The 15532-nt window shown below is 65.8% G+C and carries 14 protein-coding genes; 7 read left to right on the forward strand and 7 right to left on the reverse strand.

Features of this window, described 5'->3' with window-relative positions; translation table 11 throughout:
* Positions 1-495: 495 nt before the first annotated feature.
* Positions 496-1200 carry an alpha/beta fold hydrolase gene (locus OSB52_RS23075; RefSeq protein ID WP_372512470.1) on the forward strand — a complete coding sequence of 235 codons (705 nt, stop codon included), beginning with the start codon at positions 496-498 and terminating at the stop codon, positions 1198-1200.
* An 89-nt stretch (positions 1201-1289) separates the two neighbouring features.
* Here OSB52_RS23075 and OSB52_RS23080 read toward each other — a convergent pair whose 3' ends face one another.
* Both OSB52_RS23080 and dnaB read right to left on the reverse strand, forming a co-directional pair.
* Positions 1290-1898 (reverse strand): ferritin-like domain-containing protein, encoded by a 609-nt coding sequence (locus OSB52_RS23080; protein ID WP_266063678.1) that lies wholly within the window; start codon positions 1896-1898, stop codon positions 1290-1292.
* A 201-nt stretch (positions 1899-2099) separates the two neighbouring features.
* On the reverse strand, positions 2100-4349 hold the full coding sequence (gene dnaB, locus OSB52_RS23085) for a replicative DNA helicase (protein ID WP_266063679.1): 2250 nt from the start codon (positions 4347-4349) through the stop codon (positions 2100-2102).
* A gap of 562 nt (positions 4350-4911) precedes the next feature.
* On the opposite strand from dnaB, the gene OSB52_RS23090 reads away from it, so the two are divergent.
* The gene (locus OSB52_RS23090; RefSeq protein WP_266063680.1) at positions 4912-5577 is read left to right on the forward strand and encodes a hypothetical protein; all 666 of its coding nucleotides are present in this window, start codon (positions 4912-4914) and stop codon (positions 5575-5577) included.
* Between the two features lie 19 nt (positions 5578-5596).
* Here OSB52_RS23090 and OSB52_RS23095 read toward each other — a convergent pair whose 3' ends face one another.
* Positions 5597-5875: a hypothetical protein gene (locus OSB52_RS23095; protein ID WP_266063681.1), complete on the reverse strand. Its 279-nt coding sequence runs from the start codon at positions 5873-5875 to the stop codon at positions 5597-5599.
* 616 nt (positions 5876-6491) lie between these two features.
* Here OSB52_RS23095 and OSB52_RS23100 point away from each other — a divergent pair.
* A complete protein-coding gene (locus OSB52_RS23100; protein WP_266063682.1) occupies positions 6492-7220 on the forward strand; it encodes a GAF and ANTAR domain-containing protein in 729 nt (242 codons plus the stop codon).
* Between the two features lie 87 nt (positions 7221-7307).
* On the opposite strand, the gene rplI is transcribed toward OSB52_RS23100, so the two are convergent.
* The 4 genes from rplI to rpsF all read right to left on the reverse strand — a co-directional run bounded on the left by rplI (position 7308) and on the right by rpsF (position 8958).
* Positions 7308-7760, reverse strand: coding sequence for a 50S ribosomal protein L9 (gene rplI, locus OSB52_RS23105; RefSeq protein WP_266063683.1), 453 nt, complete (start codon positions 7758-7760; stop codon positions 7308-7310).
* Positions 7761-7777: 17 nt separating this feature from the next.
* The gene (gene rpsR, locus OSB52_RS23110; protein WP_160901853.1) at positions 7778-8035 is read right to left on the reverse strand and encodes a 30S ribosomal protein S18; all 258 of its coding nucleotides are present in this window, start codon (positions 8033-8035) and stop codon (positions 7778-7780) included.
* Between the two features lie 18 nt (positions 8036-8053).
* Positions 8054-8563 (reverse strand): single-stranded DNA-binding protein, encoded by a 510-nt coding sequence (locus OSB52_RS23115; RefSeq protein ID WP_266063684.1) that lies wholly within the window; start codon positions 8561-8563, stop codon positions 8054-8056.
* Positions 8564-8676: 113 nt separating this feature from the next.
* Entirely contained in the window at positions 8677-8958 is a 282-nt protein-coding gene (gene rpsF, locus OSB52_RS23120) for a 30S ribosomal protein S6 (protein ID WP_235723416.1), read from the reverse strand.
* Positions 8959-9225: 267 nt separating this feature from the next.
* On the opposite strand from rpsF, the gene OSB52_RS23125 reads away from it, so the two are divergent.
* The 4 genes from OSB52_RS23125 to OSB52_RS23140 all read left to right on the forward strand — a co-directional run bounded on the left by OSB52_RS23125 (position 9226) and on the right by OSB52_RS23140 (position 15421).
* The gene (locus OSB52_RS23125) at positions 9226-10686 is read left to right on the forward strand and encodes a class I adenylate-forming enzyme family protein (RefSeq protein ID WP_266063685.1); all 1461 of its coding nucleotides are present in this window, start codon (positions 9226-9228) and stop codon (positions 10684-10686) included.
* Between the two features lie 120 nt (positions 10687-10806).
* Positions 10807-12651: a DUF3556 domain-containing protein gene (locus OSB52_RS23130; protein WP_266063686.1), complete on the forward strand. Its 1845-nt coding sequence runs from the start codon at positions 10807-10809 to the stop codon at positions 12649-12651.
* A complete protein-coding gene (locus tag OSB52_RS23135) occupies positions 12648-14120 on the forward strand; it encodes a phytoene desaturase family protein (RefSeq protein ID WP_266063687.1) in 1473 nt (490 codons plus the stop codon). The genes OSB52_RS23130 and OSB52_RS23135 overlap by 4 nt, the downstream gene beginning before the upstream one ends.
* Positions 14117-15421 (forward strand): PucR family transcriptional regulator, encoded by a 1305-nt coding sequence (locus OSB52_RS23140; protein ID WP_266063688.1) that lies wholly within the window; start codon positions 14117-14119, stop codon positions 15419-15421. The genes OSB52_RS23135 and OSB52_RS23140 overlap by 4 nt, the downstream gene beginning before the upstream one ends.
* Positions 15422-15532: the final 111 nt, after the last annotated feature.

Consider the following 15532-nt stretch of genomic DNA (forward strand, 5'->3'; position numbering starts at 1 on the left):
CTGGCAAAAAACTCCACAGACATCCCACACACGAGGAGTGCAGGACATCCACAAAACCAATGCCACAAAAAAATGGCATCAGACAATCCATCAACACACTATCGAGTTCTCAAAGAACACACACCCACCAGCACCACCTCACAGTGAGGCGAACTCCAGCAAGCTTCATGTTCGACCCCGGCGCTATTCAGGCCGCAACACAGCGACCTAGATACTACTCTCAGGGGCGGCCAGCTCGAACCCGGTCTCCACTCCCGTTCGACCTTTCGGCCTCCCGGGCGGCGCCGTGGCGCGCTGACTGGAGAAAAGTTACGCACATACGCCGTTAAACGCAAATCGCCTGGTCAGCGCCTGCTTCTGCGTGCACGAGATGCTCGTGATGGACAGATACCACTGGGGGTTGCTGACCTTCGGTGCCATCCTCGTTCTGTGTCACCGTCGTCGCACCTGGTGTTGCTGCACGGTGTGGCCTGCTCGGACCGCATCTGGCAGGACGTGGTCCCACTCGTGTCCGCACATCACGATGTCCATGCCCTGACTCTCCTTGGCCATCACGGCGGGCCGGCGATACAGCGCCATCCACCGCAAGTGTCTGACGTGGTGGACGCTGCCGAACGCGATCTCGATGACCTCGGCATCGACCGACCTCATCTGGCCGGGAACTCACTCGGCGGATGGATCGCGATCGAATTGGCTCGTAGGGGTCGCGCCGCGAGCGTGTGCGCGTTCTCGCCCGCCGGCTTCTGGTGGGACCGCGCCTCCCACCGACGACCAGCGAACGCCATTCGCGTATCTCGTGCTCTCACGCACCTCTTGCGTCCGGCCGCGCGTTTCGCGGCGAGATCCGCTTCGGTCCGGCGGCGGAGCCTGCGGCCGGTTGCACTTCACGGAGACCGGCTGACCGCCGCGCAGGTCCTCGACATGATCGACGATTCTCTCGACTGTCCATTCATGGGCGAGTACAGACCGGACGAGTGGGCACATCCTCTGGACCCGCTGCCCTGCCCGGTGACCCTGGCATGGGCACAGTTCGCTCGCCTCATCCCGGCGGCCACCTATGGTTCTACAGCGCGTGAACGGCTTCCTGGCGCGACATGGCTGCCGCTACCCGATGTCGGCCACATCCCGATGATCGACGACCCGGACCTGGTCGCCCGGACCATCCTCACGGTAACGGGCGGCGACGCCGCACAGTCATGATGGACCGGTCAGCCTTGACACGCGTTCCGCGGAACACCGAACGCCGCGTAGGCCTCGCCGAGCCGTCGATCCTGGGGGCCGCCCGAGGTTCAGCTTGTCCGACGATCGGGCACAAAGACCGTGTCCAGGACGCCGCAGAAAATCAGCACGGTGTCGGCCATGAACTCGCGCCGCGATACACCGCATGCCCGCAGCGCCGGACCGTGATCGACAGCGACTACGACGATGACTGCCACCGCCATGAGACGCCACAACTCCCGCATGACTTTTCGGGCCGGCGCCGGTGTGGCGTGGAAGCCGATGCGGAGACGGCGACCCTGGAAGGGGACGTGATGGCGTTCGTCGTCGAGTATCCGTTCGGCGACGTCGATCAGGACTGAATCGCGACCGCCGTCGGCCAGAGCGCGGTAGTAGCGAAGCGCAACGACTTCGGCGATGGTGAGCACCATCAGCTCGAGTCGTAGGCCCATCAATCTACGCAGGTGTACGAAGACGGTGTCCGACCAGTGTGAGCGCTTCGTCCCGACACCACCCGCGTTCAGCAAGTGCGCCAGCATTCGCGCGTGATTCTGTTCCTCTGCGACAAAGAGTTCGACCGCGATCGCACAATCCGGGTCACCAGTGGCTCGGGCATTCTCGATCAGGTGCCGTCCGTCGCCACTCTCGCCCACCTGGAACTTCTGCAGACTCCGCGCCACCGCCGGGTCAAGCCGACTGCATGCAGACCACTTGGGCTGAGGGGCCGATGCTCGGCGAGCTGCCCGCTCGCGAAACTCATCCGACCAGCCGGTCGCCTCGACCTTAGGTGTCTTGTCGTGGTCCTTCACTCTTCTGAGCTGCCGGTAGTCGACGACGACATGTGCCTGCAACCGGTCGGGCCAGCAGCTAGCAAGCAAGCCCTACCCGCGCGCCATATCCACGAACTTGCTCAAATGCAGTTGGTGCGCAACGGTAATCGTCGCCGTCGGACCATTGCGATGCTTACCCAGGATGATGTCGGCCTCACCGGCGCGTGGGTCGTCGCGCTCGAAGGCGTCGGGGCGGTGCAGCAGGATCACCATATCCGCATCCTGCTCGAGTGAGCCCGATTCGCGCAGGTCAGAGACCTGCGGCTTCTTGTCGGTCCGCTGTTCGGGACCGCGGTTGAGCTGACTGATCGCGACCACGGGAACCTCGAGTTCCTTTGCGAGCAGCTTCAATTGGCGGGAGAACTCGGAGACCTCTTGCTGGCGGGACTCGACCTTCTTACCCGAGGTCATCAGCTGCATGTAGTCGACGACGACGAGGCGAAGGTCTTGGCGCTGTTTCAAGCGTCGCGCCTTGGCGCGGATCTCCATCATCGTCAGGTTGGGCGAGTCGTCGATGAACAGCGGCGCCTCGGATATCTCGCCCATGCGGCGGGCGAGGCGGGTCCAGTCGTCGTCGGTCATCGAACCGCCACGCATGTCACCGAGTTTGACCTTCGCCTCCGCCGACAGCAGACGCATCACGATCTCGGTCTTGCTCATCTCCAGCGAGAACATGGCGCTGGTCAGCCCGTGATGGATTGAGCACGACCGCAGGAAGTCCATCGCCAGGGTCGAGTTGTGGGTGGGCACCATCGCCTCGCCGGCGAGGTACATGTGGTCGTCGTTGTCCACCTCGACGCAGCGCACCGGCACCGAGTCGATGGGCCGCACGTCGACCAGCCTGCGCACCCCGGCGCGTCGGCGGAGCTCCTTGTGCCGAATTGCCTTGTGGTGCACGGTGAACACATCGTCGTCGGCGTCCACACGCAGCCAGCCGGTGGCCGAGCGCTTGTAGCTGTACCCCAAACCCGCCACCAGGTCGGCGACGACGGCAGTCATGTGCCGCGTGGCGGCCGGCACCGTGATCCAACCGTCGTCGTCGACCGTGGCACGCGCGTCGAGCAACCCCGCGAGCAGTGCCCGACGCTGCGCGATCGACCCCCGCAGATACTCAAACGGGATGCGCCCGCCGAGATCGGCCATCAATGTCATCACGTCGACGGGGCCCTCGGCGTCGATCCGCATGCTGATCTCGGGATCGTCGAAGGCCATCCCCGCCAGCGCGGCGACGGTATAGGGCCCGTAGGCGAAGCGCTTACGCGGCAGATCCAATGGCTCGGTGTTGCGGACCACCGCGCACCCGACGTGGGCCCGCAGGGTGCCGGTGGTGACGGTCTGGCGTTTGCCGTCGATGTCGGCCACCCACTGGTGCTCTTCGTCGGCGACGAGCATGGTGCCGTCGTTGAATTCGACCTCGTAACAGGGTCGTTCGGTCATCACGTCGGTCGCGGCAACCACCCGCGTCGGTCGGCCCCGGGCGTCGAGCAGTTGATCGCCGACGCCGACGGTACCCATGGTTGTCCAGCCGGTGGGGGTGGGCAGCGGCGTGTCGAGTGCGAGCGCCTTGCCCACACCAGGTCGTGCGGCGACGATGATCATCTGCCCGGGGTGCAGACCGTTGGTGATCTTGTCCAGATCCACGAAGCCGGTCGGCACGCCGAGTGAGATCCCGCCGCGCGAGGCGATGGAGTCGATCTCGTCCATCGTCGGTTGCAGCAGTTCCTCGAGCGGCACATAGTCCTCGGCGGTGCGACGTTCGGTCACCTCGTACACCTCGGCCTGCGCACGGTCGACGACCTCCGCGACGTCCTGTCCGTCGGCACCGGCATAGCCGAACTGCACGATGCGGGTTCCGGCCGTCACCAGACGACGCAGAATGGCCTTTTCCGAGACGATCTCGGCGTAATAGCCGGCGTTGGCTGCGGTCGGCACGGTGGAGATCAACGTGTGCAGATAGGGCGCGCCGCCGACCCGGCGCAGTTCACCGGCGCGCTCCAATTCGGCCGACACCGTGACCGCGTCGGCCGGCTCCCCCTTGCCGTACAGCTCGAGGATCGCGTCGTAGACCGCCTGATGCGCGGGTCGGTAGAAGTCCGCGGACCGAAGTTTCTCGACCACGTCGGCGATGGCGTCCTTGGATAGCAGCATGCCGCCGAGCACCGACTGCTCGGCCGCCATGTCTTGGGGCGGTTGCCGCCCGAAGTCCTCCGCGGGAACGTCGTCGTTCCGACGGCCAGCTCGCCCACCGGACACCGGCTCCAAATGGCCCGGTTCATGCCCGCGGTCATCGACTACTGCCACCCGTGTCAAACCTCTCGCAGTACTTGCACCACTCGACCTCGAGTGGGTCCGACTCTGTGGCGTCTGCGGCGTGTGCCGCCGACGTCGGTCGTGCTTGCCTCCGTGATACCCGGTGGCACCGACAGGTTTCCCCGACGGACCCCGAGCGCTCACGCAGAAGCACTGACGGAGCACATTAGATCCCCGATCCGCGCCCGCTCAAACGCACTTGTGCACAACACTGTCAGCAAACTGTGGACGGACTGTGGACGCGATCGGAAGTGTTGTTAACCCCCTGTGCACAACATGGGGAAACACTTCCTGTGGACAAATATCGTCGCAGGTCACGGGCACAATGCTTCATCCACAGTGAGCGTGGAAAATTCCCTCGGCGTGTCACGCGGAGCGACGGAATCGGCGTGTTGCGTTCAAGGATCAACCACGCGTTGCCAACAACTCGGTAAACATCGGGTGTGACCCGGGTAACACCTGGTCAATGCGTTCGCCAGGTATCAGGCCCGAGTGGGTCGACTGTCCACAGAATCGCTACGACCGGGCCCGCGCACCTCGCACGTGTGCTGGAATGGTCGGCGTGGGGAGGCAACGACTTCTGCGCCAATTGCGCACACACCGACCGCGGCGCACCGTGGCCACGATCATCGCCGCGTTCGGCGTCGCCGTGGTGACCGCGCTGACGGGTCCCGCGCCGAGTTCGTCGGCCGTCCCTCCCGGCCCGACACTGCCGGTCGAGTTCGATCTGGCGCGATATCAGCCGGTCAATCCCGAGCAGTACCGCTCCCTGGCCTACGTCGACAACGGTCGCGGATTCTTGCGGGTCGGACGCTGGATGTGTCAGATCGGTCCTGGCTACCGCTACGCGGGTTGTCAGGGGCATCCGGCGACGGCGCCGGCGGGGATCCGAGGCGCGGCGATCTCCGGTGATCAGCAGGGTCCGTGGTGGGTGCCGCCGGCCACCACGTATCGCTTCGGTGCACCGTCGGGTTTCGTGCCGCCGACGTTGTCGGTGGGCAGAAGAGTCACCCTCTACGGCGTCACCTGCACCGCGCCTCGAGCCGATGTCGTGGCCTGCCGAACCGGCTCGCGGGCGCTGATCTTCACCCCGGGCTGGCACAAATTCTTCTTCCCCAGTGGCGACACCGCGCACAGCCCGAATCCGGCGCCGCGCTATCTGCCGCCGCGACTGCAGTACTGGAATCAGTTGCCGGCGTCCCCGGTCCCGCCGCGCTGACGGTTCCCGGGGTCCACGGTCAGATGAAGGACCGGAGTTGTGTGGCGAAATCGAACACCCAAGCATGCGAGCGTCGATGCGCCTGACTGCGTGACGGAGGTGCGCTCGCGCGAGCGGCAGCGGCAGCAACCCTCCGCTCGCGGCGTTCGACCCTGCGTTGGGTCCGTTCTCGGGCCGCGATGACCTGGCGTTGCTCGTGGCGTGCGAAATCGATCGACGGCTGAAAGAAGTAGACGAGCACGGCGACGATGGCGCCGACAATGATGATGGTGATGAGCATGGCGAACGTCTCCTGCATGGCTGTGATGTGTTGTCGCACGAGCCCTGTGGACGTTCGCCTCGTTGCGCCCATCCGGTCCCCCCGGATATGGCGAACTCGTGGGAATGACGCTACGGCGGGGTTGCGGGTGTGCCACGCGTACTGCGCTACGCGAGTTTGACGGGTGGGGGCGTCATCGGTCTGCCGACTACGCAGGTGGGATCTTCGTCGTGGTGGTGGCGCTGGTCTCGATACGTCCTCGCCTAGCGGCTCGGACTACTCCTTGGATCGAGTAGCCGCGAACGGAGTGAGTGGCGTATCGAGATCGACCAGCAGTTGGGACTCGACGCTCGGACTACTCCCTGGATCGAGTAGCTGCGAACGGAGTGAGTGGCGCTTCGAGATCCTTGGATCGAGTAGCCGCGAACGGAGTGAGTGGCGTATCGAGATCCTTGGATCGAGTAGCCGCGAACAGAGTGAGTGGCGTATCGAGATCGACCAGGTCCGATAACCGGGCACGGAAGAATATGGGCGACACCGAGAGCGGCAATTTTTCGGGGTGGGTAAAGTTCTTCTCACGTTGAACAAGCAGCGACCCGGCACCGCCGTGTGATCGTTGCTGGCCGGGTCTTGAGCCGGTGAGAGGTCCTCCGCCTTGAAATTCGACAGAGTCGACAGCGCTCGACTCCAGCGTCAGATCGCCGATCTGATGGAACGGGTGCAACGCCATGCCGAGACCGACGTATCGCTGGCCCTCGACGACCTTGCCGTCGGTGCGGCCGGGTTGATCCCGGGCGCACAGTACGCGGCGGTCACCGTGACCACCGAGAAGAACATCGTGGACACGCCTGCATCCACCCACTGCAATCCGGCGATCCTCGACGACATCCAGCACAGCGTGCACGAAGGCCCCTACCTGCAGCTCGTCGCGGACAAGGAGCCGATCCGGATAGACGATCTGGCGCAGGAGACGCGCTGGCCCACCTACTGCCGGCTGGCCCTCGAGCGCACCCCGATCCGTTCGCTGCTGAAGTTCCCGCTCGCCGGTTCGACGCACACGCTTGGCGCGCTGACGGTGTGCGCCGACAACCCACACGCCTTCGACGAGGACGCCTTCGACGTCGGCCACGCCTACGCCACGCATGCGTCGCTGGCGTGGGATGCGCTGCGCCGCAAAGAACAATTCGCCATTGCCTTGGCGACCCGCGACATCATCGGCCAGGCGAAGGGCATCATCATGGAGCGTTATCGCTGCAGCGCCGACCACGCCTTCGGGCTGCTCAAAAAGCTGTCACAGGAGTCGAATCGGCCACTGCGCGATGTGGCGCGCCAACTCGTGGATGTCGATGCCCCGGTGGCCGAAGCGGGCGACGCCGGCGTGTGACGCCGCGCCCGTGCAGCGCCCCGACGCAACGATGCCGGCCGGCCCCCAGAGGGACCGGCCGGCATCGTTGAACGACCAGAGGTCGGGTCAGCCTGCGACGACCGCGAGCTCGACGGTCGCCCGCACGTCCGGGTGCAGGTTCACCACGACCGGGTAGTTGCCGGTGGCCTTGATATGGCCCTTCGGCAGCTCCACGTTGCGCTTGTCGACGGCCGGCCCACCGGCCGAGCGGATCGCACCGGCGACGTCGGCGGCGGTCACCGAGCCGAAAAGCTTGCCCGAGTCGTGGGTCCTGACACCCAGCGAGACGTCGGCGAGGGCCTCGATGGCCTGCTTCAGCTCGTTGGCGTGCTCGAGTCCACGGACCTCGCGGGCAGCCTGCACGCGACGGATGTCCTCGACCTGCTTCTCCGCACCACGGGTGGCCTTGATGGCCAGGCCGCGGGGCAGCAGGTAGTTGCGGCCGTAGCCGTCTTTGACCTCGACGGAGTCGCCGGCCTCGCCGAGGTTCTCCACGGCGGCGGTCAGGATGAGTTTCATATCAGTCCCTTTCCCGCTCAGCGTCCGGTCGAGGTGAACGGCAGCAGCGCCACCTCACGCGAGTTCTTCACGGCCACAGCGACATCGCGCTGGTGCTGCACGCAGTTGCCGGTCACGCGACGCGACCGGATCTTGCCGCGATCGGACAGGAAACGGCGCAGCAGCGCAGTGTCCTTGTAGTCGATGACGGCCTTCTTGTCTTTGCAGAAGCTGCACGCCTTGGTCTTGGTGACCTTCTCGACGCGAGGCTTCCGGCTGCTCTTTGCCTTTGCCATTGGTACTCCAGTGTGTTTCTAGAAAGGTGGTTCGTCGTCCCCGCCACCGAACGATCCGCTGCTCGCGGGGGCGCTGCCCCAAGGATCGTCGGCAACCTGCTGACCTCCTCCGCCGCCGCGGCTACCGCCGCCGCCGGAGGAGAATCCGCCGCCTCCGCCGCCACGCGAGGCCTTGTTGACCTTCGCGGTGGCGTATTTCAGCGAGGGACCGATCTCGTCGACCTCGAGTTCCACCACAGTGCGCTTCTCACCCTCACGGGTTTCGAACGACCGCTGCTTGAGGCGGCCCTGCACAACGACCCGGGTTCCCTTGGACAGGCTTTCCGTCACGTTCTCCGCGGCGTCACGCCAGATGTTGCAGCGGAGGAACAGCGCTTCGCCGTCCTTCCACTCATTGGTCTGACGATCGAAGGTCCGCGGCGTGGAGGCCACCGTGAAATTGGCCACCGCGGCGCCCGACGGCGTGAACCGCAGTTCCGGATCGGCGGTCAGGTTACCTACGACGGTGATGACGGTGTCGCCTGCCATGTGTCTCCCCTTGGGTCGTGGTTGGGCACTCGTTGATCGACGCGTACCGGGATGTTGGGTTCAACCCTAGAGCCCGGCACCGACTGCATTGGTGTCGATCGAGGAACTGTGGATTACTTCCGCAGGACCTTGGTGCGCAGCACCGACTCGTTCAGCTTGAGCTGGCGGTCGAGCTCGGTGACCGTCTTGGGCTCCGCGTTGAGGTCGATGACCGCGTAGATGCCCTCGTTGTGCTTGGCGATCTCGTAGGCGAGACGGCGCTTGCCCCAGATGTCGACACCATCCACCTTGCCGCCATCCGTGCGGACAACGTTGAGGAAAGTATCCAGTGAGGGTGCGACGGTGCGCTCGTCCAGATTCGGATCGAGAATGACCATCAATTCGTAGTGACGCATAAGACCACATCACCTCCTATGGGCTTGGTCGGCCACGGACTGTCCGTGGCAGGAGGGTCGCCTGCGTCGGCAACCGCTCCAAGATACACGACGCACCCCTGACCAGCGAAATCGATGCGCGATCACGAACTTCGCGAGAGCCCTCGGGCGCTTTGTGCGTTTGTGACAACGGCTGACTCAGACTTCGTTCCGGCAGGACGTGGTTTGGATCACAGTGCGCCGATTAGCGTCATTCATCACATATTCCAGACCGCGTGAAGGTGAGTGATGACAGCTTTCGACTATCTGCCGTGGCGGCTCGCCGGTCGATCGGGTTCGGCACCGGCGGTGTCCGACGACCGGATAAGCCTGACGCACAGCGAGTTTGACGACCGCGCCGCGGCGGTCGCACAGCAGCTGCGAGATACCGGGGTCGGGGTGGGCGACGTCGTTGCGGTCATGTTGCCCAACCGCGCCGAACTGGTGATCGTGGTCGCCGCGGCTTGGCGGATCGGCGCTGCGGCCACCCCGATCAACCCGGCGTTCACCGCCGCGGAGGCGTCGCGGCAATTGGACGATTCACGTGCCCGCGTCGTCGTCACCGTCGACGGGCACTCTCCGCACCCCGATGCGACCGCGATAGGCGTCGACGACCTCGCCACCGAGATCACCGTCGACGTCCCGCCGCGCGAACCCGGACCCGACGACCTGGCGCTGGTGATCTACACCAGCGGGTCGACCGGCCGGCCGAAGGGTGCGATGCTCACCCACGCCAACGTAGACGCGATGACGTCGATGATGGTCGACCATTTCGGCCTCACCCCGGCCGACCACTGCATGCTGATCCTACCGCTGTTCCACGTGAACGCGCTGATGGTCTCCACGTTCGCGCCACTGCGCGCCGGCGGGCACGTCACCATCGTCGGCTCGTTCTCGGCAAGCCGGTTCTTCGACGACCTGTCCCGGGTGCGGCCCACCTACTTTTCCGCGGTACCAACCATCTTCGCGTTGCTCGCCGCAACACCGGCCGACGTCGAGCCGGACACGTCGTCGGTACGTTTCGCGGTCTGCGGTGCCGCGCCGGTGTCCGAGGAGCTGCTGGCTGCGGTGTCGGATCGGTTCGGCTTCACCATGGTCGAGGGGTACGGCCTCACCGAGGGCACCTGCGCGTCGGCGTGCAACCCGGTCGACGGGATCCGCAAACTCGGCACCGTCGGCCCGGCCATCGCCGGTCAGCAGATCCGCATCGTCGACCCCGACGGCAACGACGTACCAGCGGGTGAACGCGGTGAGGTGCTGATCGGCGGGCCTACGGTGATGGCCGGCTACCTCAATAACCCGGAGGCCACCGCCGCCGCGATCGTCGACGGATGGCTGCACACCGGCGACGTCGGCATCCTCGACGCCGACGGCTACCTACAGGTCGTGGACCGCATCAAGGACATGATCATCCGGGGCGGGGAGAACCTCTATCCCAAAGAGATCGAGTCGGCCCTCGCCAGCGCACCAGGCGTACTCGAGGTGGCCGTCGTCGGCCGACCCGACACCCTGCTCGGCGAGGTTCCGGTCGCCTACGTGGTGGGCTATCCGGACGCCGACGTCTCGGCCGACGAGCTGCGCGCGCACTGCGCCGATCATCTGACGCGCGTGAAAGTGCCCGCCGAGATCACCGTGCTGCCGGCCTTGCCCAAGAACCCGGTGGGCAAGATCGACAAACCCACGCTGCGAGCACGACTCATGGCCGTCTGAGCCCGGTCGACGGTCGTCACCCACGGCCGCCGGCCTCAACCACCGAAGACCGCACACACGAACACCTCGTCGTGCGGCGATACCCCCTACCCGAAAACACCTGACAGGAAAGGACTCCCCATGGGATTCAAGACAGCCGAGATGCCGCCGGTGGACCCGGCCGAGTTCGGCTCGATGCCGTTCATGGCGCGGATGAAGCTGTTAGCCGTGCACTGGGCCGAACACGGCTTCGGCGGCCCGAAACAGCTCAACATGCTCTATATCTACAAGATGGCCTTCTACGCCATCGTCGGCGTCGCGCTGGTGGGGCTGACGACACCCGGGTTGGGCGGGTTCGCCGAGTTCACGTCCTGGTGGACCGAGCCGATCGTCTACATCAAGCTGATGGCCTGGACGGTGCTGTTCGAGGTACTCGGTCTGGCCTCTTCGTCGGGTCCGCTGGCGTTCAAGTTCTCGCCGTTCATCGGCGGTTGCCTGTACTGGCTCAAACCGGGCACGATCCGGGTGCCGGCCTGGCCGGGCAAGGTGCCTTTCACACGCGGCGACACCCGGCAGTACTGGGATATCGCGATCTACGCGCTGATCCTGGCGAATCTGGTGTTCCTGGTGGTCTTCCCCGGCACCGAAACCGCGCGGGTCCCGGGCAGTGAGGCCGGCCTGCCACCGCAGTGGGCGATGTTCAGTTACATCGGCCTCATCGTCGCGATGGGCTTGCGCGACAAGACGGTCTTCCTCGCCGCCCGTTCCGAGCAGTATCTGGCGGCACTGTTCGTCTTCGCCGCGGCCGGCTCGGTGGTCGACATGATCGTCGCAGCCAAGATCTTCATGTTCGCCAGCTGGTTCGGCGCCGGCATCTCGAAACTGGGCCGCCACTTCAGCCCCGTCATCGCCGCGATGGTGTCCAACACGCCGTGGATCACCTCGACCCGCCTCAAGCGCAAGCTCTACCGCGACTTCCCGCGCGATCTGCGGCCCTCACACCTGAGTGGCTCGATCGGGCACGGCTTGGGCACCGTCGTCGAACTGGCGTTACCGTTGATCCTGCTGTTCTCGACGAACAAGTGGCTGACCCTGGCCGCGCTGATCGGCATGCTCGGTTTCCACTTCTTCATCATCTCGACGTTCCCGCTCGCGGTGCCGCTGGAATGGAATGTGTTCTTCATGTTCTCGGCCTGGTTCCTGTTCTGGCTGCACCCGGCCGGTGAGGGCTGGGCGGTGACCGACATGAGCACCGGCTGGTTGATCTTCGCCATCGTCGCGGCGGCGACGTTCCCGGTCCTGGGCAACCTCCGACCCGACCTGGTGTCGTTCCTGCCGTCGATGCGGCAGTACGCCGGCAACTGGGCCTCGGCGGTCTGGGCGTTCCGCGGCCGCCACGCAGAGGAGAAGCTGAACACCTATCTGACCAAGTCCAACGCCAACCAGATCGATCAACTCACCGCGGCCTACGGCTCGGAGGTCGGCGAGATCTTCATGCAGAAGGCCGTCGCGTGGCGGACGATGCACTCGATGGGTCGTGCATTGATCTCGCTGCTGATGCGCCACACCGACGACCTCGACAATTACGTCGTCCGCGAGGGTGAGTTCGTGTGCACCACGCTGATCGGCTGGCAGTTCGGCGACGCCCATCTGCACAATGAGCGCACCATCGCCGCGGTCCAGCGCCGCTGCAACTTCGCTCCCGGCGAGCTGATCGTCACCTGGACCGAATCGCAGCCGATCCACAAGAACTACGTGGCATACAAGGTCATCGACGCAGCGCTCGGCGTGGTGGAACGCGGCACGTATGTGGTCAAGGACGCCACCGAGGAACTGCCGTGGCTGCCGAACGGTCCGATCAAGCACACGATCACCTGGACCCGGCCCGGCTATGTGGCACCGTCGGACGGCTCCGCATATGTGACCGCCGGGGCTGCCACGACCGCCGACATCGAGGTCTCCGCCGAGCCTAAGGTGGGTGCATGACACAGGGCGTCGTGGTCGGTAGCGGGCCGAACGGGCTCGCTGCCGCCATCACGCTGGCCGCCGCCGGCGTCTCGGTCACCGTCCTCGAGGCGGCGCAGACGCCCGGCGGTGGCACCCGATCCGGTCAGGTCACGGTGCCTGGACTGCTGCACGACGAGTGTTCGGGCTTTCATCCGCTGGCCACCGACAACCCGTTCACCCGGCGATTCGATCTCGCTGCTCACGGATTACGTTGGGCACTACCGCCGGTGCAGTACGCGCATCCGCTCGATGGCGGGCGCGGGGCTGCCGTCCACCGATCGGTGACGACGACGGCGCAGGGCCTCGGCGTCGACGGCGACCGATACGCGCGCGTGTTCGGCCCGCTCACCGATCGGTTCGACGCGATCGCCACCGAATTCCTGCAGCCGATGCTGCATCTGCCGCGCCATCCCATCGCGCTGGGTCGGTTCGGTGTCCTCGCCGCTCCCCCAGCGACCTGGGTGGGCCGCCTGTTCTCCACCGATGAAGCGGCCGCATTGTGGGCGGGGGTGGCAGCGCACGCGTTTCATCCCTTGTCGACGCCGCTGTCGTCGGCGATCGGGGCCGCGTTGGGCACCGCCGCGCATCGCTTCGGCTGGCCCGTCGCGGTGGGTGGGTCACAGGCCATCGGGGCTTCGATGATGTCGCTGTTGACATCGCTGGGCGGGCGGGTCGAGACCGGGGTGACGGTCTCGAGCCTCGACGACCTCGGCGATCCCGACATCGTCCTGCTCGACACCGCTCCCCGTGCCGCCGCGGCGATCCTCGGGGCGCGGCAACCACCGCGCATCGCCCGGGCCTACCGCCGGTATCGGCATGGCCCGGCGGCCTTCCAGGTGGCATTCGCGGTGCGCGACGGCGTGCCGTGGTCGTTCGCGCCGGCGCGGCAGGCCGGCACCGTACATGCGGTCGGCGACGCCGCCGCCGTGGTGACCGCCGAACGCGAGGTGTGGCATGGGCGCATGCCGGACGAGCCGTTCCTCCTCGTCGGCCAGCAGTATCTCGCCGATCGCGACCGGTCGGTGGGCGACATCCATCCGGTCGACGTATACGCCCATGTACCCGCCGGGTTCCGCGGTGATGCGCGGCATCAGATCATCGACCAGATCGAACGGTTCGCACCTGGCTTTCGCGAGCGGATCGTGGCCACCCATATCCGCGCGACCGCCGACATCACCGCCGACAACGCGAACTACGTCGCCGGCGACATCATCACCGGCGCGAACACCCCCACACAGCTGATCTTCCGGCCGCGGGTCGCGGCGAACCCGTACGCGACGGGCGTGGAAGGCGTATATCTGTGCTCGGCCGCCACCCCGCCCGGTGCGGGCGCCCATGGGATGTGCGGATGGCATGCGGCCCGATCCGCGCTGCGACATCGAGGTTTGCTCGACGCACTGGACCGGCCGAGCGAGCCGATGGCCGCCGACCTGAAGCGGCCGCGATGAGCAGCGGGTCGCTTCAGCGTCGTCTTGTCTCGCCGAATGCACCGGAGGCGGCCGAAGTGCATCGTCTGGTCGCCGTGGTGGGCGACCGTTTGCAGGCGCGCTTCGCCGAGATCAACGCGTCGATGAATGCGGCCATCGAGGCCGGCATGGACGAACTCACCGAACCGGATCTGCTCGACATGCTGCACGCCAGCGTAGAAGGCAACATCACCACGATCCTGCAGATGATCCGCAACGACATCCCGCTCGACCACGTGCAGCCCATCACCGCGGCCACCGAGTACGCCGACCGGCTGGGGCAGCGCGGCATCCCGGCGTCGTCGTTGCGGCGCGCCTACCACTTCGGGTCCGACGATCTGCTCGCGTTCATGTTCGAGGAGGTCCGCGGACTCGACTGTCCGCCGGAGATGCAACTGCATGTGTTGCATCACCTGTCGGGGTGGATGCACAAGTACGTGGACTGGATCACCGGGGTGGTGCTGGAGATCCACGAAGAGGGCCGACGGTTCTCGGTCGAGCAGAACGCCACCGTGGTGTCGGCGATGGTGGGCAAGGTGCTGCGCGGCGAGGACCTGACGGCCGGCGAGTTCGCACTGCGAACGGGTTACTCGCTGCAACCACTTCATCTTGCGGCGACATTGTGGATCGATCGCGCCAACCCGGGTAGCGACGACACCGGATTGCTGGAGACGACGGCACGAGAGATGGCCGGCCGTCTGGGGTGTGTGCGACCGCCGTTGTTCACCGTCGTGGACCGCAGCACGGCGTGGGTCTGGTTCGGTTCCCCCGCAGATGTGGACCCGACGAATGACGCGGTGCTGCGCTCCGTCACCGCCGCAGTGCCCGGTCTGCGGGTGGCTTTCGGCGCCCCCGCGTCGGGCACCGACGGGTTCCGTAGCAGCCACGATCAGGCCGAGGCCATCAAACATGTGGCCATCGTGTCCACCAACCCGGCGATGAGCGTCGTCGGGCACAACGTGGAAGGGATGGCGGTGGTGGCGGTTCTGGCCCGAGACCTCGACGCCACCCGACGGTGGGTGCACGACGTCCTCGGCCCGCTGTCGCTCGATACCGACGCGGCCGCGCGTCTGCGGGAGACCGTGCGCACGTTCCTGGCTTCTGGCAACAGCTACGTGACCACCGCCGAGAAACTGAATATGCACCGCAACACGGTGAAGTATCGCCTCGGGCGTGCCACCGACGAATTGGGCCGGCCGCTGTCCGAACACCGCCTGGACACCGAGCTGGCGCTGCACGTCGCCGAAATCCTGGGTTCCGTGGTGCTCACCGGGTCGTCATGAGCACGGGAAACCCCAACGGACGCCAAGGCCTCCTGAAATCAGCTCCGTGAGCGTCGTCCGAGGGGATATCCCCTCGGACGAGTCTCAGGGAGCTGATTTCAGTCAGCGTCA

This window comes from Gordonia aquimaris (assembly GCF_026262595.1).
GTDB lineage: Bacteria > Actinomycetota > Actinomycetes > Mycobacteriales > Mycobacteriaceae > Gordonia > Gordonia tangerina.